18 protein-coding genes are annotated in these 20,671 nt (G+C 27.9%); 13 read left to right on the plus strand and 5 right to left on the minus strand.

From position 1 onward, the window contains the following. The 5 genes from KGF50_RS00005 to KGF50_RS00025 all read right to left on the minus strand — a co-directional run. Nucleotides 1-1,767, minus strand: a 1,767-nt coding sequence (locus KGF50_RS00005) for a glycoside hydrolase family 13 protein (protein WP_227846249.1), incomplete at its 3' end; no start/stop codon positions are given. Between the two features lie 6 nt (nucleotides 1,768-1,773). Then, entirely contained in the window at nucleotides 1,774-4,194 is a 2,421-nt protein-coding gene (locus KGF50_RS00010; RefSeq protein WP_227846250.1) for a glycogen/starch/alpha-glucan phosphorylase, read from the minus strand. A 13-nt stretch (nucleotides 4,195-4,207) separates the two neighbouring features. Further along, nucleotides 4,208-5,650: a glycogen synthase GlgA gene (glgA, locus tag KGF50_RS00015; RefSeq protein ID WP_227846251.1), complete on the minus strand. Its 1,443-nt coding sequence runs from the start codon at nucleotides 5,648-5,650 to the stop codon at nucleotides 4,208-4,210. A gap of 28 nt (nucleotides 5,651-5,678) precedes the next feature. Continuing rightward, nucleotides 5,679-6,809: a glucose-1-phosphate adenylyltransferase subunit GlgD gene (gene glgD, locus KGF50_RS00020; protein WP_227846252.1), complete on the minus strand. Its 1,131-nt coding sequence runs from the start codon at nucleotides 6,807-6,809 to the stop codon at nucleotides 5,679-5,681. Between the two features lies 1 nt (nucleotide 6,810). Further along, nucleotides 6,811-7,971, minus strand: a complete 1,161-nt coding sequence (locus KGF50_RS00025) for a glucose-1-phosphate adenylyltransferase (protein WP_227846253.1) — start codon at nucleotides 7,969-7,971, stop codon at nucleotides 6,811-6,813. A gap of 544 nt (nucleotides 7,972-8,515) precedes the next feature. Between KGF50_RS00025 and KGF50_RS00030 the strand changes: the two genes are divergently transcribed. The 13 genes from KGF50_RS00030 to KGF50_RS00090 all read left to right on the plus strand — a co-directional run bounded on the left by KGF50_RS00030 (nucleotide 8,516) and on the right by KGF50_RS00090 (nucleotide 20,648). Continuing rightward, complete coding sequence (locus KGF50_RS00030; protein ID WP_227846254.1) at nucleotides 8,516-9,427, plus strand: helix-turn-helix transcriptional regulator; 912 nt, start codon at nucleotides 8,516-8,518, stop codon at nucleotides 9,425-9,427. A 127-nt stretch (nucleotides 9,428-9,554) separates the two neighbouring features. Beyond that, nucleotides 9,555-10,055: a GyrI-like domain-containing protein gene (locus KGF50_RS00035; RefSeq protein ID WP_227846255.1), complete on the plus strand. Its 501-nt coding sequence runs from the start codon at nucleotides 9,555-9,557 to the stop codon at nucleotides 10,053-10,055. 582 nt (nucleotides 10,056-10,637) lie between these two features. Further along, on the plus strand, nucleotides 10,638-11,000 hold the full coding sequence (locus KGF50_RS00040; RefSeq protein WP_227846256.1) for a response regulator: 363 nt from the start codon (nucleotides 10,638-10,640) through the stop codon (nucleotides 10,998-11,000). A gap of 97 nt (nucleotides 11,001-11,097) precedes the next feature. Next, nucleotides 11,098-11,682 carry a chemotaxis protein CheC gene (locus KGF50_RS22490; RefSeq protein ID WP_227846325.1) on the plus strand — a complete coding sequence of 195 codons (585 nt, stop codon included), beginning with the start codon at nucleotides 11,098-11,100 and terminating at the stop codon, nucleotides 11,680-11,682. Then, nucleotides 11,679-12,164, plus strand: coding sequence for a chemotaxis protein CheD (locus KGF50_RS00050; protein WP_227846257.1), 486 nt, complete (start codon nucleotides 11,679-11,681; stop codon nucleotides 12,162-12,164). Before KGF50_RS22490 ends, KGF50_RS00050 begins: the two co-directional genes overlap by 4 nt. 41 nt (nucleotides 12,165-12,205) lie before the next feature. Further along, complete coding sequence (locus tag KGF50_RS00055; protein WP_227846258.1) at nucleotides 12,206-12,724, plus strand: chemotaxis protein CheW; 519 nt, start codon at nucleotides 12,206-12,208, stop codon at nucleotides 12,722-12,724. Nucleotides 12,725-12,858: 134 nt separating this feature from the next. Continuing rightward, complete coding sequence (locus KGF50_RS00060; RefSeq protein WP_227846259.1) at nucleotides 12,859-13,818, plus strand: diguanylate cyclase; 960 nt, start codon at nucleotides 12,859-12,861, stop codon at nucleotides 13,816-13,818. Nucleotides 13,819-13,859: 41 nt separating this feature from the next. Further along, entirely contained in the window at nucleotides 13,860-15,563 is a 1,704-nt protein-coding gene (locus tag KGF50_RS00065; RefSeq protein WP_227846260.1) for a methyl-accepting chemotaxis protein, read from the plus strand. A 61-nt stretch (nucleotides 15,564-15,624) separates the two neighbouring features. Beyond that, nucleotides 15,625-17,751, plus strand: a complete 2,127-nt coding sequence (locus tag KGF50_RS00070; RefSeq protein WP_227846261.1) for a chemotaxis protein CheA — start codon at nucleotides 15,625-15,627, stop codon at nucleotides 17,749-17,751. 12 nt (nucleotides 17,752-17,763) lie between these two features. After that, nucleotides 17,764-18,204, plus strand: a complete 441-nt coding sequence (locus KGF50_RS00075) for a chemotaxis protein CheW (protein WP_227846262.1) — start codon at nucleotides 17,764-17,766, stop codon at nucleotides 18,202-18,204. Between the two features lie 36 nt (nucleotides 18,205-18,240). Then, a complete protein-coding gene (locus KGF50_RS00080) occupies nucleotides 18,241-19,044 on the plus strand; it encodes a CheR family methyltransferase (RefSeq protein WP_227846263.1) in 804 nt (267 codons plus the stop codon). Nucleotides 19,045-19,083: 39 nt separating this feature from the next. Beyond that, the gene (locus KGF50_RS00085; RefSeq protein ID WP_227846264.1) at nucleotides 19,084-19,665 is read left to right on the plus strand and encodes a CheB methylesterase domain-containing protein; all 582 of its coding nucleotides are present in this window, start codon (nucleotides 19,084-19,086) and stop codon (nucleotides 19,663-19,665) included. 119 nt (nucleotides 19,666-19,784) lie between these two features. Continuing rightward, a complete protein-coding gene (locus tag KGF50_RS00090) occupies nucleotides 19,785-20,648 on the plus strand; it encodes a DUF3298 and DUF4163 domain-containing protein (protein WP_227846265.1) in 864 nt (287 codons plus the stop codon). Nucleotides 20,649-20,671: the final 23 nt, after the last annotated feature.

Raw genomic sequence — 20,671 nt, forward strand, 5'->3', positions numbered from 1 at the left:
CTTTATAGGTATTTCCTCTATAAAGCTACCTTCTATATTTAATGATATATTTTCGGGATTGTTACTTCTGTTTATTAAAATTAGTATCCTATCATTATCTTCATTAAATCTTATAAATGCAAACACATTATCATTTTTAGTATATATAAATTCTGTTTCTCCAGAACTTAAAATTTTATTTTTATTTCTGATTTTTATAATATTTTTATAAAAATTTAACATATCTTCATCTTCATTTTTCCATGGATATGTTCTTCTATTGTCTGGGTCTACATCTCCACAAAGACCTGCCTCATCTCCATAGTATATATATGGTACTCCTTCAAATGTCATTTGTGTGGCTACAGCAAGTTTCATCAAATCTATATCATTATTTAATTCAGTTTTAGCTCTTGTAACATCGTGTGTTCCAATTAAATTTAAATTAGACTTAAATGATTCTTTTGGATAATTTTCTTTAATTTGTATATATTTATTGCTAAGTTCATATGAATTAATTTCTCCTTTTAAAAAAGAAAACATATTATTTCTAAATGGATATCCCATAACAGAATCTAATTCTTCACCTAATAAATAGCTTCTTCTTTGACCATAACTAATCTTATTTGAGGCGTCTTCCCATACTTCCCCTATAAGTATCGAGTCATTATCAGCTTCTTTTAATTCCTTTTTCAGCTCTCTTATAAACTCAGTTGGCAGTTCATCTGCAACATCCAATCTCCATCCTTTAATACCCATATTCATCCATTTGTTTATGACACTATCCTTGTCATATATGATATAATCCATATAGCTTTTTTCTAATTCATTTGTATTTGGCAAGGTCTTTATATCCCACCAACTTTTATATTTATGAGGAAATTCTTCAAACATATACCATGAATAATATGGTGATTCTTTTGATTGATATGCACCTAAACTATCATAATTTCCATACATATTAAAATACTTACTATCGGCTCCAGTATGACTAAAAACACCATCAAGTACTATTGATATATCTTTTTCTTTTGCTTTATCAATTAATTCTTTGAATGTATCTTCATCTCCAAACATAGGGTCAATCTTTTTATAATTTCCTGTGTCATACTTATGATTACTAGAGGCTTCAAATATAGGACTTAGATATAGTATACTCACTCCTAATTTTTTTAGATACCCAAGTTTATTAATTATTCCCCTTAAATTTCCACCATGAAAATCCCATCTTATAATATCCCCTCTACTATCTTTTATGTACATGGGTATATCTTCCCAATTACCATATATAAAGCTGTTTTTTTTAGGATTATCAACCTTCCCATTACGATTTCCATTGTTAAATCTATCTACAAATATGTGATAAAGTACTCCTTCTTTGTACCATGTTGGCACTTTAAAATCTTTATAAACAGTAATTTGATATTTATTGATATCATTATAATTATATTCACAAGAGTATCCATTTTCTCTATTCTTTCCATAGAATAGAGTCTTTTTCTCACCATCTATTTCAGCAATCACCTTAAAATAATAGAAATAAACACCTGTTATATCAAATTTTTCAACCTTACAGTAAAAATACTTTCCAAGTGTATTATTGTTTAATTCTTCATTTAAAATTATTGTCTTTGTTTCATCTTCTTTGTTTATTTCTAGGGAAATAGACTCAACATTATATCCTTCATTTACTTTAACATTAATTATCAATTCTTCATCAAATTTTAAAGCTCCAAACGGAGCCTTAAAATTTTTATCCCAAGAATTATATTCTATTATATTTTGCATTTATAATCACACCCTTTTAAACCAAATGTCTTTTGCATATTCAGAAATTGTTCTATCAGAAGAAAAAAATCCTGAATTAGCTATATTAACCAAAGACATTGTATTCCATTTTTCTTTATCACGATATAGTTTGTTTATATTTGCCTGAGCTTGACCATAATTTTCAAAATCCCTCAATACAAAGTACTCATCATTGTAAGTGGTAAGTGAATTATAAATACTTCTACCTTCTTCTCCTAGGTTAGGAATAAATCCATTTATTAAATCATCTACTACCCTTTTTATATCCATGTTAGAATGATACAAATCAAGTGAAGAATATCCACCAAACTTATTGTAATTCAGTACTTGCTCTGCACTAAGTCCAAATAAAAACATATTTTCTTTTCCTACTTGTTCACATATTTCTACATTTGCACCATCTAATGTGGCTAAAGTTATAGCACCATTCATCATAAATTTCATATTACTTGTTCCTGATGCTTCTTTTGTTGTTGTTGAAATTTGTTCACTCACATTTGCTGCTGGTATTATTATCTCTGCTAATGATACACCATAATTCTCTATAAACACTACTTTTAACTTGTCCTTTACTCTAACATCATTATTTATAGTGCTTGCAACTGAATTTATAAATTTAATTATACATTTGGCTAAATAATATCCTGGTGCGGCTTTTGCCCCAAATATAAAAGTTCTTGGGTCAATATTTAAATTAGGATTATCAAGTAATTCATGATACATATGGAGTACATTAAAGATATTCAATAGTTGCCTTTTGTAAGCATGCAGCCTCTTAACCTGAACATCAAATATAGAACTCGGGTCAATATTTAAATCGTATTTATCATTTATAAAATTTGATAAATTTACTTTATTATTGTATTTTATATCATCAAGTCTTTTTAAAACAGAAGAATCATTTTTAAATTTTTCAATATTCTTTAGCTGTAAAGTATCTGTTTTCCATGAGTCACCAATTAAATCTGTTATTAAATTGCTAAGTTGAGGATTTGAACTTATAAGCCATCGTCTATGTGCAATTCCATTAGTTTTATTGTTAAATTTATTTGGTTCGTCTTGATAAAAATCTTTTAAAACTTCTGTTTCAAGAATTTGAGTATGAAGCTTAGCAACTCCATTTACACTGTGACTTGTTACAATACATAAATTTGCCATATTTATGTTGTCCCAGTCTATTATACTCATTCTCCTTATTTTATCTTGGTCATATCCTTTATTGTTTAATTCTTCTACATATCTTCTATTTATTTCTTCTATTATCATATAAATTCTTGGTAATAGCTCTTTTATCATACTTACAGGCCACTTTTCCATTGCTTCTGACATTATAGTATGATTAGTATAAGATACTGTTTTTTTAGTTATCTGCCATGCTTCATCCCAAGATAATCCCTCTTCATCAAGTAGAATTCTCATAAGTTCTGGTATACATAAGGTAGGATGTGTATCATTTATATGAATTGCTACCTTATCAAATAAATTACTGATGTTTAGTTTATTCTTTTTATACTTCCTTATTATATCTTGTACACCTGCACTGACAAAGAAATACTCTTGCTTCAGTCTCAATAATTTTCCTGCATAATTTGAATCATCAGGATACAACACCTGTGAAATTTCTTCAGTATAATACTTGTGTTTTAAAGCCTCTTCATAACTTCCTGAATAATTTAGAGCATTTGAAGTAAGTTCTCCAAAGTCTCTTTTTGGTATCTCACTTTTAAATAATCTTAAAGTATTGATACATTGATTTTGGTATCCGATTATTGGTATATCATAAGGCATTGCCATTACAGGAAGATAGTTTTTATGGACTACTTTTAAATGTATTCCTTCCTTAATCAACTCTACTTCTCCACCAAACTTCACCATTGTTGCTTCATTTGGTCTTACAGTCTCCCATGCATAACGTCCTTCTGTAAGCCAGTTATCAGGCACTTCGACCTGATAACCGTTTACAAATTTTTGTTCAAATAAACCGTATTTATATCTAATTCCATATCCTTGACCACTTATATTCAAGGATGCCATAGAATCTAAAAAACATGCTGCTAATCTTCCCAAACCACCATTCCCTATGGCTGGGTCTACCTCAGCTTTGATTAAATCATCTAAGTTAATTCCTAATTCTAGTAATCCCTCTCTAACTTCTTCTTCAATATTTAAATTTAGTAAATTAGATTTTAATTGTCTTCCTATTAAAAACTCTAAACTAAAATAATAAACCTCTTTTTTCTTATCTAATTTCGTAGCAACCCATTTTTTTGCTATTTCATCTTTCAGTAGACTACATAGTACATTTAACAATTGTTCATCAGTAGCTTCCTTGATAGACTGTGCATATAAGCTATACATTTTCACTTCAAATTTTTGCTTGAATTTCTTTTTGCTTATTGTTACCAAAAAAACCACTCCTTTAATCACATATGTCTCTATATGTTTCTATATACTCCTTAGCTGATTTTTTCCAACTATTATCAGTATTCATTGCATTTTCAACTAGTTTCATCCATTTTTCTTTATTTTTAAAAACCTTAATTGCATTTTTCAAACAGAAAAACATCTCATGAGCATTGTAATTTTTAAAACTAAATCCATTACCTTCTCCAGTAAATTGATTATAAGGTATTACAGTATCTTTAAGTCCTCCAGTTTCTCTAACTACTGGTAAAGAGCCATATCTCATAGCTAGCATTTGACCTATACCACAAGGTTCAAATAGTGATGGCATCAAGAATATATCACTTCCAGCATAAATTTGTTGAGCCAATGATGCATTAAATGTAATTCTAGCAGATACTTTATCTGAAAAATTAGAATCGTAATAATTAAACATTGATTGATATTGATGTTCCCCAGTTCCTAAAATGACAATTTGTAAATCTTCCCTCATAAGCTCAGGCATCATATAGGCTATTAAATCGAATCCTTTTTGAGAAACTAGTCTTGAAACTATTCCTATTAATGGAATAGATGAATCTTTTTTTAGTCCTAATATATCTTGTAATCTTAATTTATTTTCTAATTTTTTCTCTATAGAATTTACATCGTAATTTACAAATATATCCTTATCTTTCTCAGGGTTATTCAAATCATAATCTATGCCATTTAATATCCCTTTTAATTTTCCTGATTCCTTTCTAAGCAAACCATCTAATTGTTCTCCATAAAAAGATGTTTGTATCTCATTTACATAGGTAGGACTAACAGTTATAACTTTATCTGCAAAATTTATTCCAGCTTTCATAAAATTTATTGAACCATAATACTCTATATCTCCATTATCAAAATATTTTTCAGGTAAATCTAATATATCATCTAAGACATACTTGTCAAATACACCTTGATATTGTAGATTATGTATAGTATACATAGTTTTTATATTTTTATACCCCTCAAGGGTTGCATATCTCTCTTTTAAAATTAATGGCAACATACCTGTGTGCCAATCATTTATATGTATTACATCTGGATAAAAGTCAATTCTACTTATAGCTTCTAAGACAGCATCTGTAAAGAATGTATATCTTTCTGCATCATCTCCATATCCATAAATACTCTTTCTCTCGTCTTCTCTTCTAAAATAAAATTCATTGTCTATAAAATAAAATTTAACACCATCCAGTTCCATTTCTAAAAGACCACAATATTGATTTCTCCATCCAACACGTACGCTAAACACAGCTATTTCTTTTAATTGATCTTTTAAATAACTTGGTATAGTTGAATATTTAGGCATTATTACCCTTACATCTACACCTTCTTTTTTTAATTCTTTAGGCAATGCATAAGATACATCTCCTAATCCTCCAGTTTTAGCAAAGGGCCAACACTCTGCTGTTACATAAAAAACCTTCACTAGCTATTCCCCCTTCTAAAAAATATTTTTATATATTCGTATTCTTTTCTACCACAATAGGATATTTTTCATCTCCTTTTAACTCTTTTCCTTTTGATACACTTGTATTTTTATCTAATATTGCATTATATAGTTTTGCATTTGACTTTATTACACAATTTTGCATTACTATTGAGTTTTCTATAACTGTTCCTTTTTCAACATTAACTTTTCTAAATATAATGCTATCTTTTACAGTGCCTTCTATTAAGCAACCTGATGCTATAAAACTATTTTCTACCTTTGCACTATCAGTGTAAATTGTAGGTGACTCATTCTTTTCTTTAGTAAATATTTTTCTTTCAGAATACAATAATTCATCAGCCACTTCTATTTCTAATAAATCTTTACTCATTTGAAAGTATGATTCAACAGAGTTTACACATTTCAAATATCCTGTATACTCATAAGCTCCTACTTTCATGTTTTCTGCTTCTTCAACAATGAACTCTTCTAAATAACAATAGTTTCCTTTATTTACAATATTATATATACATTCTACAAAATCTTCACGTTTCATTATATATGTTTCCATACATATGTTTGCTCTAGGGAATTTTCCTAAATTATTTCCGACATTTATTACTCTGTTATTACTATCTAAGTTTAAAGTCAGATTACCAGCAAAATCTTTATTTGCATTGTTTACATTTTTATATATCATAGTTATATCATTATGAGATTTTTTATGGTATTCCAAAGCCTGAGAATAATCTAAGTTGCATAACATATAACTTGGAGCTATTAAAATATATTCTTCTTCACTTTTCTCTATATAATCAAGATTAGCTAGTATTGTGTATATATCTCCTTCTCTATGTGAGTAAGTATTTCTATACTTAGTATTTTCTGGGCTAAAAATTGATAAACCACCCTTTTTTCTACTTAAATCCCAATCTTTTCCACTACCTATATGGTCTGTAAGTGATCTATACTTTTCTTTTGCAAATATTCCAACTTTTGTGATTCCTGAATTTATCATATTAGATAGAGCAAAGTCAATTATTCTATATCTTCCAGCTATTGGTGTAGAAGCTATCGGTCTTCCATAATTAAGTTTATTTATTGCAGGGTCTCCTTTTTTGTTTAAATTTATTATGCCTAAACATTCATTTCTCATCTTAAAGACCTCCTTCTATTAATACGCATCTAGGCTCTATATTTTCATATTCAGAAACTACATTTATCTCATTATTTACATTTTTTATCTGAACATTATCATTTATAGTTGCACATTCGCCTATCATAGCTTTTTCTATAGTTACATTTTCTCCTATTACAACATTTGGCATGATTACTGAATCAATTACTTTACTTCCTTTTCCAACAACAACTCCATGTGATAATACAGAGTTTCCTACTTCTCCTAAAATTCTACAACCATCAGCTATCATTGATCTATGAACATTTGCACTTTTGCCTATATATTGAGGTGGCATTGCCATTGTATTTGTATATATCTTCCATTTAGGGTCTGATAAATCCAGTGTTTCTGGAGATTTAATTATATCCATATTTGCATCCCATAAACTTTGTATAGTTCCTACGTCTCTCCAATATCCCTTAAATGGATATGCATACATTCCAACATTATCCTCTAACATTTTAGGTATTAAATTCTTTCCAAAGTCATCATAATTTATATCTGGATTTTTTTCTGCTTCTTTAAAATAACTTCTCAACATTTTCCAATCAAATATGTATACTCCCATAGATGCCAGATTACTTTTAGGTTCACCAGGCTTTTCTTCAAATTCGTATATGCTTGAATCTTCATTTGTATTCATTATGCCAAATCTAGAAGCTTCATCCCAAGGTACTTCAATTACTGCAATCGTAGCCTTTGAGCCTTTTTCTTTATGAAATTTCAACATTTTACTATAATCCATCTTATATATATGGTCACCAGATAATATTAATACGTATTCTGGATTATAGGTATCTACAAAATCCATGTTCTGGTATATAGCATGTGCTGTACCATTATACCAATTTCCCTCTTTTTCATTCATAAATGGTTGTAATACATATACTCCACCATTTATTCTGTCTAAATCCCAATGACTTCCCATTCCTATATGAGAATTTAATATCAATGGTCTATATTGAGTTAAAACACCTACAGTATCTATACCAGAATTTGAACAATTACTTAAAACAAAGTCAATAATTCTGTACTTTCCTCCAAATGATACGGCTGGTTTTGCAATCCTCTTTGTGAAAACTCCAAGTCTTGAACCTTGCCCCCCTGCCAAAATCATAGCTAACATCTCTTTTTTCATTTAATGACACTCCCCTCATCTAGTAATTAATATTTATAATTGCATTTTTACCTTTATAAACTTTTAGTCAATAAATGTTGTGTATAAATTTTGCCCAAATGATAATGTAATAAGAGTAAAATAATATAAACTATACAATTTCTATAATGTATACCCCATAATTGTTTTATTGAAGTATACATTATTTTCCATCAGTGCTATAGTATTTATAATATTCAATTCCTAATTAGAAAATAATATAAACATTTATTTTATAGATATAAAAAATATTTTTTATAAATCAATTTATATCATACAAACATACTTAAATTTTTATGCTTTTTTGATTTGATAATAATAGAACATAATATGACATGATTATCCAAAAATCTTTCAATAATTACTAGCTAATTTTATTTTTTGTTACTTGCTTATCTATGATTCAATTAATAAATTATAAAATTTAAAGCAATGGAAAAAATCAACTTAATAAATGCATGAAAGCTCTATGGTTAATTTATAGAAAATTAAAGATAAATATAAAAATTTTAGTAGGTGATAATAGATGAAAATAAATAGATTAACAGAAATAATAGTAATACTATTAAATAAAAAATTAGTTACTGCTAAAGCCTTGGCTGAGAGGTTTGAAGTTTCTACAAGAACTATATATAGAGATATAGAAACTCTGTCTATGTCAGGTGTACCAGTATATATGACTAAAGGCAAAGGAGGAGGAATATCTTTAATAGAAGAATATTCTATAGACAAAACTATACTGTCAAAGGAAGATAAGGAGAGTCTAATAATAGCACTTCAAACATTGCAAGCAACAAAGTATCCAGAGATAAATTCAGTAGTAGATAAAATTGGTTCAATATTTGGAGAAAGTAATTTTGCAAACTGGATTGAAATAGATTTTACTGAATGGGGAAGTAATTTTAATGAGGATGATAAATTTACAAAAATAAAAAATGCTATTTTAAGGCGCAACACTATAAATTTTGATTATGTAAATAGTTTTTCAAGTCAAACAAATAGAACTGTTGAGCCTATGAAACTAATGTATAAAAGTAAGACTTGGTATTTGTATGGGTTTTGCAAATTAAAGGACGATTTTAGAATATTTAGAATCAGTAGAATGAAAAAATTAGTAGTAAAAGAAGACATATTTTCAAGAAAGATGATTGAAGAGGTATACTTAGATGACTCCAAAATAATTAAAGAAAATACTGTAACTCTAAGGCTAAGATTTAAAGAAAAGATGCTCTATAGAGTTTTTGATGATTTTAACAATGATTTAATAACTAAAAATGAAGATAATACATATGATGTAATTGCAGAATTCCCAGTTGGAGAGTGGATTTATGGATATATCTTATCTTTTGGAGAGAGTGTTGAAGTACTTGAACCTAAATTTATTAGAGATAATGTAATAAATAGGTTGAGAGAGATGCTTAATATGTATTCCTCATAAGTTACTATTACTAAATTTAATTATATTAAAATATATGACATATAGATGTCGTATTTTATAAATTATAATTAAACTAAAGAAACATGTAATCAAAAGTAATTAATAAAGCTAAAGTGAGGTATAAAGTATGGATTATGAAATAGTACAGATAAGTGAAAAAATAGTTGTAGGTGTATCAAAAGAAACTACAAATAACAATGGACAAGCAGTAAAAGACATAGGTGAATTATGGAAAAACTTTATGGGAAAAGGTATCTATAATGTTATAAAAGGTAAAAAAAATGATAAAACAATAGGTTTATATACAGACTATCAAGGTGATTTTACAAATCCATATAACTTTGTAGCATGTTGTGAAGTAAATAGTGAAGATGGTAAGGACAACAATCTAAGTGAATTTAATGAAAAAAATATTTGTGGAGAGCTTATTGTGAGTAAGGTTATACCAGGCGGTAAATATGCAAAATTCACTATAACAGGAGATATACAAAAGTCAGTAGGAGAATTCTGGTTTGAGTTTTGGAAAATGGATTTTGATAGAACTTATATAAGTGATTTTGAGGAATATCAAAATAATACATATGATATGAATAAGCAAGAAGTTCATATTTACATTGGAATAAAATAAATTCATTGATAAATTTTAATAGATAAAACTTATTATAGGGATAAATAAGTTGATAATCATGAGGGAGTGTATTATACACTCCCAATTTTTATTTTATCTTTAAAAGTGATAATATTATATTTTCTTTAATTATACAATTTTTGAGTAGTTTATGAAGTTTCCTATCATCATCTATAATCAATATTTTGTTCATAATTTAAATCCTCCTTTAGAAATATGTAAGAATTTATTAATTATAATAGGCTATAAATTTAATTATAGTTCGGCCGATAATAGATGTATATTATACAAATATTTTCAATTTACCATATTTCTATATAATGGGTTTTTTGACAAATTCTTACGTTTTTATGTGATTATGTTTTTAATAACTCGTCAAAATGCAAAACATATATTACAATAGAGATATAAGTTTTTTAATCGATAAACTGTATTAATAAAGTTGAATATAATATAGTATGAATATTTACTTTTATTTATAGATGAAATGTATTCATTATGTAGGGAAAATAAGTCAGTAAGTATAGACAATGACTGAAAAATAATAGCATTTATTGTTACAAGTGTGGAGGAGTTAGTTTTATGGAAAATAAAATTTTAATAGTAGATGATGCTATTTTTATGAGAATGATGATTAAAGAAGCTCTGAGTAAAAGTGGCTACGATAATTTAGTAGAAGCAAGTGATGGAGAAGAAGCTTATAATATGTTTAAAGATGAAAAGCCTGATTTGATACTACTTGATATTACAATGCCTAAAAAAGATGGCCTAGAGGTATTAAAGGAAATAAAAATCTTGGATTCAAATGCTAAAGTTGTGATGTGTTCTGCAATAGGGCAAGAAAATATGATTGTGGAAGCTATAAAGCTTGGAGCACTAGATTTTATAGTAAAACCATTTAAAACAGAAACATTGATTAAAGTTGTAAATAATGCCTTAAAATAAAGGCTGTAAATACACCTTTATATAATAAAAATACATAAATGTAACAATAGAGGGAGGGGTTTATATTATAAATTATTCACAACTTGATGATGTTCATATAGATGCTCTTAGAGAAATTGGTAATATAGGCTCTGGGAATGCAATTACTGCACTTGCATCCATGATAAATAGTAAGATAGAAGTATTAATACCTATGGTCAAGATACTTGAATATAATGAAGCTACAAATTTACTTGGAGGTCCAGAAAATAAGGTCGTATGCATTTTACTTGATATGAAAGGCGATATTAATGGGATGTTTATGTTTTTGTTGGATGAATCAATCACTCAACTTATGCTTAACTCTCTTTTTAATAAAGATGAAGCCTTCTTAGATGAAATTACAGGTATTGAAATTTCCGCAATAAAAGAAATAGGAAATATTATGGCAAGTTCTTATGTAAATGCTATTGCATCTATGCTAAATATGAACATAAGTATTTCAGTTCCAGATATGTGTATTGATATGGTTGGAGCTGTGTTAAATGTCCCTATGATAAGATTTTCAGATGTTGGGGACAAAATTTTATTTATAGAAAATAAATTTAAAAATAGCGATAATTATTTTATTAGCCATATATTGATGATTCCAGAAATGGACTCGCTTAAAGAAATATTAGTAAGATTGGGATTAGTAGTATGAGTAGAGAGGTAGTAGTAAATATTGCAGATATGAAAATAGTGTATAAGCCAAATGTTTTGGTTACTTATGCACTTGGTTCTTGTGTAGGGGTATGTTTGATAGATAAAATAGCTGGAATTGGTGGAATGTTACATGTTATGTTGCCATATAGTAAAGATGCTATTAACATTGAAAATAAATATAAATTTGCTGACACAGGAATAAATGAACTTATTAAGTTTATGGAGCATAGAGGTGCAAATAGGACATATATAAAAGCAAAAATAGCTGGAGGAGCTCAGATGTTTTTAGGAAATAGTAATTCATCAATTGCAAGCATAGGGTATAGGAATGTTGAAGCAGTAAAAAAAACTCTTTTAAGCTTAAACATTCCTATAATAGCAGAGGATACAGGAATGAATTATGGAAGAACAATACGCTTTTATACTGAGACAGGCGATTTAATTGTAGATTCAATAAATAAAGGAAAAAAGAAAATATAGATATATTTTTATTTAGAATATATTTAAGGGGGAGGTATTAAATGAGATTTCCAGATGACCCATATTTAGGTTATGAGTTAGTAGATGAGGGGATTAAGTACCTAAAATTTAAGGTGGATGAACAGAACTTTGGTATTGAACTTGAAAAAGTCATAGAGATTGTTGGGAATCAGGAAATCATATTTATTCCAGAACTCCCGACCTATTCAAAAGGAATAATAAATTTGAGGGGAAAGATTATCCCAATAATAGATATGCATTTGAGACTAAAGAAAAATAATTTAAATACTATAGATTATGTATATATAGTAATAGTTGAACTGGAAAATTTAGTAGTGGGATTTGTAGTTGATAAAGTTGAGGAGATAATAGGTTTAGAAAAAAATCAAATATCACATGCACCAAGGGTTACTCTTGAATATTCAGATTATTTTGTAAGTGGTATTGGAGAGATAGACAATCAAATAATTGCCTTGTTAGATTTGAAGAAGCTTCTGACCAATGAAGAAGAACTTTTAATAGATGAATTGATTTGTAAATACAATTGCACTATCATGTAACACAGATATATAATTTAGTGGCATTGTAATTATATTATAATGGGAACATTTAGAACTATAGTGTTATAATTATTAAGTATAAGAATTTTAAATTATTAAAATTTGAATATATTATGTTTAAGAGAGGTTTGGATATGGAAAATAAGCAACAAGGAACAATTTTAGTCGTTGATGATAGTGTTCTAATGTGCGATTTAATAGATAAAACACTTACAAAAGATAATTTTAAAGTCATAAAAGCATTTAATGCAATAGAAGCCAAAGAGTGTATTAAAGAGTGTACACCAGACATTATTTTGCTTGACATAATTTTACCAGACAACTCTGGATTTGAATTGTGTAGAGAACTGAAATCTAATATTTGTACAGAAGATATACCTATAATTTTTATAACTTCAAAAAATACAGATACAGATGTAGTAAAGGGTTTTGGAGTAGGAGCGATAGATTATATGGTAAAACCTTTTAGTATGACAGAATTAAAAGCTCGTGTTATGGCTCACATTGAAGTCAAAAAATCTCAAGATAAATTAAGAAAAATAAATAATGAGCTGGAATCTTCTCTTGAAAAATTAAATAGATTAGTTGTAAGAGACTATCTTACAGGTCTTTATAATAGACGTCATATAATTAATCAGCTTATGGAACAAAGAAAAATTAATAGATATAGTCATGAAACAGTATCTCTTATTCTTGGAGATATTGACGATTTTAAAGTTATTAATGATACTTATGGTCATGAAGCAGGGGATTTTGTGCTAACAGTAATCTCAAGTATAATCAAAAAGAATTGTAGACAAATTGATACTGTATCAAGATGGGGTGGAGAAGAATTTTTGATAATGCTCACTAATACCTCAATAGAAGGAGCAAAAATACTTTCAGAGAGAATTCGCAAAGAAATAAAGGAATTTGAATTTAACTATAAAGGAAATGAAATAAAATGTACTATTACATTAGGAGTAGTAGAGGTAAACCCCAATATATCATTAGAAGAAAATATATCCTTAGCAGATAAGGCAATGTACGAGGGTAAAAATCTAGGAAAAGATTGCAGTGTAGTAAGTACAATGAATGGACTAAAGAAGATATAGATTGATATCTTGATAAACTTACTTTATAAAGGAGTATAGATATGAAAAGAGAAGTAAAGCTTTCCAAATTGGCAATATTGTTGCTAATTATTATAGTACTAGCTGTTATGGCAGGAATTTTTTCTTCAATTTCATCTTATAAAGCATTTGAGAAAGTGGAAAAAAGTATCAATGACATGAACAATTTGAGAAATCAAAGTCAGTATATAAAAGATACAACAGGAGAAGTTTGTGACATATTAAGAAGGTACGTTTTTACAGGTGAAAAAAAGGATAAAGATGTCTATGAAAAAGAACTATATGGAAAAACAAGAGAATCTGCTTTAAATAAACTTGAAAAAGTTGGTCTTACAAAGACTGAGTCAAATAAAATTTTGGAAGCTAAAGAGATATCTGATTCTTTGGTACCAAAAGAACAAAGTGCTATAAATGCAGTTGAAAGTAATGACAAGAGTTTAGCTCAAAGTATAATTTTTAGTAGCGAATATGTAGAATCTCAAGAAAAAATGGATTCTTTAATAGATGAATTTCAAGAAGATGTAGTTACTCGTTCAAATGCTGAAATTGTGGAAGTCAAAAAAGAATTACAAAGTTTGATACTAAGAACGATATTTATACTCTCACTATTAATAATATTAACAATAATAGAATATGCAGTAATAAAACTAAAGATAGTAATTCCTATTAATAAAGTAGAAAAACACTTTTCAAGAATTGCATCTGGTGATTTAAGAACAAGTATAGATGTTGAAGAAAGTAAATCTGAAATAGGAATGTTAGTAAGTTCTGTTAAAAAGATGCAAGATATGTTGTTAAATTATATAGACCTCATAGACAGTACATTAACTAGTATTGCAAAAGGGGATTTAAGAATAGACATAGAACAAGAATTTATAGGAGATTTTAAATCAATCAAAACATCATTAGAAAGTATAATAAATTCTTTTAATGATGATTTCTATGAAATAAATCTGTCAGCTGAGCAAGTTGCAAGTGCATCAGAACAAGTAGCAGCAGGGGCACAAGCTCTTTCGCAGGGTGCTACTGAACAAGCTAGTTCAGTAGAAGAATTAGCCTCTACAATTAATGAAATATCTGATGGAATTAAGCAATGTGCAGATAGTGCTAGTCTTGCATGTGAAGTATCTGACCAATCAGCTCTACAAGTTGGATTTGGAAGTAGATGTATGGATGATATGATGACCTCAATGGGGGAAATAAGTGAAAAATCAAATGAGATATCAAAGATAATCAAAACTATAGATGAGATAGCTTTTCAAACTAATATTCTTGCATTAAATGCAGCTGTTGAAGCAGCAAGAGCAGGTCAATATGGTAGAGGATTTGCAGTTGTTGCAGATGAAGTTAGGTCTTTGGCTGGAAAAAGTGCTAAAGCAGCTCAAAACACAACAATTCTTATAGAAGAAGCTATTAAAACAGTGGGAAATGGTGTCAAAATTGCAAAAGAAACTGCAAATGCATTAGACTTAGTTGTAAATGGTGTAGAAAAAACTACTAATTATATTAATGGAATTTCTTCATCTGTACATAGTCAAGAGATAGCAATTACACAGATTTTATCTGGAATAGAACAAATTTCAATAGTAGTTCAAATGAACTCTGCAACAGCAGAGGAAAGTGCTGCAGCTTCAGAAGAAATGTCTGCCCAAGCACAAATTTTAAAAGAATTAGTAGAAAAATTTCATCTAAAAGAAAGTGAGATAAGAAAATCATCGTGGATTTAGATTATAGAATATTATATATAATGAAAAATAGAAATTTATTTGTCGACTGTAGGTGATAAATATGAATTATATTGAACCAAGTATGAGACCAATGTTAGATATGTTTATATTTGAGACAAGTCTATTACTCGAGCAATTAGATGAAATTATGATTCAGACAGAAAAAGAAAGAGTATTTAGCGACAGTAATATTAATGAAACTTTTAGAATTATGCATACAATAAAAGGCTCAGCTTCTATGATGGGTCTAGACAATATGTCTGCTTTAGCACACAGTGTAGAAGACCTGTTTTATATTATACGTGAAAGAAAAATAGAGATTATAGATAATGATTTATTGTTTGATTTAGTTTTTCAAGCATTAGATTTTATAAAATCTGATGTTGGGAAATTACAATCAGGAGATTGTATAACTTCTGATTGCTCTAACTTTATAAAAGATATTGAAGATTATGTAAGTACTCTAGAACTATCTAGTTCTACAAAATTAAAAGATAAGTTGAACCTAGAAGACACATACGAAAAAGAAATAACTAATTTAAATTTTTCATATAAAGAAGATTCAGACATAGTCAAAATAGTTTTTGAACAAGATTGTATGATGGAAAATGTAAGAGCTTTTATGCTTACATTTGAATTGCAAGATTACTGTGAATTTCTAGCGTTTTATCCTGAGGATGTAGAAAAGAATACAGATACAGCAGAATATATTAAAAAATATGGATTTTATATACAATTTATCGCGAAAGATGATAAAAAAATAATTTATAAAACAATAAAAGATAATCTATATGTAAAAGAGTATTCAAATATTGATAAAGATGATATAGATACAAGTGAAAAACAGGATAATATGTTGGGAAAAAAGCTAAAAACTAATTTGGAGATAAATTCCAAAGATGAAAATAATTTTGTAAAAGAAAAAAGTGAGTTACAAGAAAGTGTTTTAAATGAGGAAATTGACCTAGAACAAGATGACTTAATTGAAGAAAATGAACATTTGCCAATAAGTAAACAAAATATTATGACTGTAAATTTAGAAAAGCTAGATTTACTTCAAAACATAGTTGGAGAAATTGTAATTATGGAATCAATGGTTGTAAATAGTGTAGATTCTACAGGTGTTGATATAGATAATTTCAATAAAGCAACAAGACAATTACATAAGCTTACAGATGAATTGCAGGATATAGTGATGTCAATGCGTATGGTTAAAATTGTAGGTGTATTTCAAAAAATGCATAGAATTGTACGAGATATGAATAAAAAGTTAGAAAAAAATGTTGAGCTAATAACTATAGGAAATGAAACAGAAGTAGATAAAAATGTAATAGATAATTTAGCAGAACCATTTATGCATCTTATAAGAAATGCTATGGACCATGCAATAGAGCCTGCTGATGAACGTATATCTAAAGGTAAAAAAGAAATAGGAACGATAATTTTATCTGCTGAAAATTTAGGCGGAGAAGCTGTCATAAGTATTTCAGATGATGGCAGAGGTCTTATGAAAGATAAGATTTTGGAAAAAGCTAAAGAACAAGGTCTTCTTAAAAATCAAATTAATGAATATACTGATGATGAAATTAATTCTTTAATTATGACTCCAGGATTTTCTACAAAGGAATCTATAACTGAATTCTCTGGTAGAGGAGTAGGGATGGATATTGTTCGTAAAAGTATTGAAAAAGTTGGAGGTTCAATTGGTGTAAAAAGTAAAAAAGATGAAGGAACAACATTTACTATAAAAATACCATTGACACTTTCTATAGTAGAAGGTATGGAGTTCAAAGTTGGAAACTCGATGTTTACTTTGCCAATATCATCAATAAGAAGTACATTTAAACTTGCAGATTTAAGCCAAGTAATTAAAGATGGTAGTGGAACAGAATTAATTACGATATATGGAGCATGTATTCCTATTATAAGATTACATAAAATATATGATATTCATACAGATATAACTGAATTAGTAAATGGAAATATGATAATCATAGAAAATGAGCATAAAGCAGTATGTATTTTTGTGGATGAAATAATAGGAACTCAACAGGTTGTAGTAAAGCCATTTCCAGTTTATTTTAACAGATTTAATATGAAAAATAATGGTTTTTCAGGATGCACAATACTTGGTGATGGAAGTATAAGTCTGATTATAGATGCAGATAACATTATGGAAATATATTAGGGGATTTAAAGTATGTCTACAGATGAGATTATTAAACAAGTATTAACATTTTATGTTAATGGTGTTATTTATGGAATAGAATTAGAAAATGTAATTGAGACTATAAGGTTTCAACCAATAACATATGTACCACGTCTTCCAAATTATATAAATGGAGTTATTAATTTGAGAGGAAGAATTATACCAGTTATTGATATGCACATTAGATACAATCTTCCTGAAGTTGATTATAATGAGAGAACATGTATAATAATTACAAAAGTTGATGAGTATCAAGTTGGAATTATTGTAGATAAAGTTGTTGATGTCATTCTTATAGATAACTTAAACTTACTAGAGACAACTATTTCTAACAACATAAATATAAATAAAGATATAAAAGAGATTGTAAAAGTTGGAGATAATTCTATATTAATTTTAGATATTCGAAAGTTTCTAATTGGCAGCATGTAATTAGCTTTGACAAATTGGCAGGAGGAAGTTTTTTGTATGATAAAGCTTACTGATGAAGAATTTAAAATTCTTGTAAACTATATAAAAAAAGAGTATGGAATTGATTTAAGCAAAAAAAGAGTATTAATTGAAGGACGACTATATAATACAATGCGAGAGAGAAAGTTTAGCTCTTTTAGTCAATATATGAACCTATTATTTAGAGATAAGACAGGAAATGAAGCTATAAACTTAATAAATAGGTTGAGCACAAATCATACATTTTTTATGAGAGAACATCAGCATTTTGAGTATATGTATAATAATATACTTCCTTTTTGGGAAGAAAATAATAAACTCAGAAACTTAAATATATGGAGTGCAGGTTGCTCTAGTGGAGAAGAAGCATATTCGATAGCTATGATTTTAGATGATTATTTTGGGAGTAAGAAAGATTTGTGGAATATTAAAATTATAGCTACAGATATTTCAATGAATTCACTCGAAAAGGCTAAAAGAGCTATATACACAGAATCAAATGTCGATAATGTTCCAAAAATATGGAAGAATAAATACTTCATAGATAATAAAGATGGTACATTTAAAGTTTGTGATAAAATTAGAAAAAGTGTATTTTTTAAACCATTTAATTTAATTGAAGATTTCTCACATCAACTTTTTGATTTGATTTTTTGTAGAAATGTTATGATTTATTTTGATTTAAAAACAAAAGAAGAACTTATAAATAAATTTTATGATGTAACTAAAAAAGATGGCTTTTTATTTGTAGGTCATGCAGAGATAGTAAATAGAAGAAATACAGAATACAACTATGTAAAACCTGCTGTTTATAAAAAATAGAAGAATATTTTGGGTATATGATTTTGTGGGGGCGGTAATGTGGAAAATATTAATAGCATGGTCATTGCTATAGGCGCATCTATAGGTGGTACAGAAGCAATACTTGAGATTATAAAAGACTTACCAAAATCTACACCAGGGGTTGTTGTAGCTCAACATATGCCAGCTATATTTACTGAGATGTATGCACAACGACTTGATAAGCAGTGTATTATGAATGTAAGAGAGGCTAAAAATAATGATAGAGTAGAGCAAGGAAATGTACTTATTGCACCTGGTGGATATCAAATGAAATTACATTTAGATAAAGATGGGTATTATGTAACTTGTGAAGAAGGGGAAAGAATAAGTGGACATTGTCCATCCGTAGATGTTTTATTTGATTCAGTAGCACAAGTAGCAGGTAAAAACTCAATAGGGATAATACTTACAGGAATGGGTTCAGATGGAGCAACTGGACTTTTGAAAATGAGAGAAAGAGGTTCATTTACAATTGGGCAAGATAAAAATTCTTGCATTGTATACGGAATGCCAATGGTAGCGTTTGATAGGGGTTCTGTTGTAATCCAATTACCACTTGATAAAATTTCAAGTTGTCTGATAAGTCATCTTAATATTTGAAAAGAGAAAGATTAATTTTTATAAATAAAAATTAATCTTTTATTAAAATATATGGATAAAAAACCCTAGAAACTCCAAATATAATAAGAGAGATTTATATTTAGGAGGAAAATGATAATATGAAATTTTTTAAAGTGAATACGAAAGCTAGAGTTTTAAGATATGTGTTTGTTTTATCCTTGACTATAATAGCTGTTTTAGCAATTAAACATGACTATAGATATAATAATTTGGGGAAAGATGCTTTACTTAATCTAAATAAAGATAAAGAAGCTGTAAGCGTTATGAGCAATCAATCATTGCCAAAAGATACTACAGATAGTAAACAAACTTTATCAGTAAGCACAATAGGAAGTAAAACAATAGTGAAAAATGATGAATATATAGAAAGTACTATAAATATGCCTATAATAACAAATTCAAATAAGATTGTTGAAAGGTCTACAAATGATAGAATAAAAAATGATATATTTGAATTTTATAATAAATCGTATAAAGAGGCAAAACAATACCTTAAAGATAATCCTGATGAAGAAAATAAATTTGTTGCAAATGTAGATTTTGAGCTTAAAAAGAATACTGATTCTGCTCTTAGTATAAAGGTAAGGTATTATACTTACAGTGGTGGAGCACATGGATATTATCAAGATATAGCTTATAATGTAGATATGAGAACAGGGAAGTTTTTAGAATTAATGGACTTATTTAAAGATAATACTAAATATAAAGAAGTTATAGATGAGGAAATTAAACAACAAATAACTGATTTAGAAAAGAAAGATAAAGAAAATGTAGGAATATATAATTTTAAGGGAATAAAAGAAAATCAAAATTTTTATTTGCAGGATGATAACTTAGTTATATATTTTGATTTATATGATATAACTCCATATGCAGCTGGAATACCAGAATTTTCAATAAATAAAAAACTAATAAGTTATATGTTAAAATCTGAGTATGTAGATTTGTTTGATTTGAAATAGCATTGTTTAATTTGAAATATATT

It is taken from the genome of Clostridioides sp. ZZV15-6598 (assembly GCF_020657705.1).
GTDB classification, from domain to species: Bacteria; Bacillota; Clostridia; order Peptostreptococcales; family Peptostreptococcaceae; genus Clostridioides; species Clostridioides difficile_F.

Coding starts and splice junctions, on each gene's coding strand:
- glgD (WP_227846252.1), bottom strand. CDS start 6,809: ATGAGAAATGAATGTTTAGGCATAATAAATTTAAACAAAAAAGGAGAC.
- KGF50_RS00025 (WP_227846253.1), bottom strand. CDS start 7,971: ATGAAAAAAGAGATGTTAGCTATGATTTTGGCAGGGGGGCAAGGTTCA.
- KGF50_RS00030 (WP_227846254.1), top strand. CDS start 8,516: ATGAAAATAAATAGATTAACAGAAATAATAGTAATACTATTAAATAAA.
- KGF50_RS00035 (WP_227846255.1), top strand. CDS start 9,555: ATGGATTATGAAATAGTACAGATAAGTGAAAAAATAGTTGTAGGTGTA.
- KGF50_RS00040 (WP_227846256.1), top strand. CDS start 10,638: ATGGAAAATAAAATTTTAATAGTAGATGATGCTATTTTTATGAGAATG.
- KGF50_RS00050 (WP_227846257.1), top strand. CDS start 11,679: ATGAGTAGAGAGGTAGTAGTAAATATTGCAGATATGAAAATAGTGTAT.
- KGF50_RS00055 (WP_227846258.1), top strand. CDS start 12,206: ATGAGATTTCCAGATGACCCATATTTAGGTTATGAGTTAGTAGATGAG.
- KGF50_RS00060 (WP_227846259.1), top strand. CDS start 12,859: ATGGAAAATAAGCAACAAGGAACAATTTTAGTCGTTGATGATAGTGTT.
- KGF50_RS00065 (WP_227846260.1), top strand. CDS start 13,860: ATGAAAAGAGAAGTAAAGCTTTCCAAATTGGCAATATTGTTGCTAATT.
- KGF50_RS00070 (WP_227846261.1), top strand. CDS start 15,625: ATGAATTATATTGAACCAAGTATGAGACCAATGTTAGATATGTTTATA.
- KGF50_RS00075 (WP_227846262.1), top strand. CDS start 17,764: ATGTCTACAGATGAGATTATTAAACAAGTATTAACATTTTATGTTAAT.
- KGF50_RS00080 (WP_227846263.1), top strand. CDS start 18,241: ATGATAAAGCTTACTGATGAAGAATTTAAAATTCTTGTAAACTATATA.
- KGF50_RS00090 (WP_227846265.1), top strand. CDS start 19,785: ATGAAATTTTTTAAAGTGAATACGAAAGCTAGAGTTTTAAGATATGTG.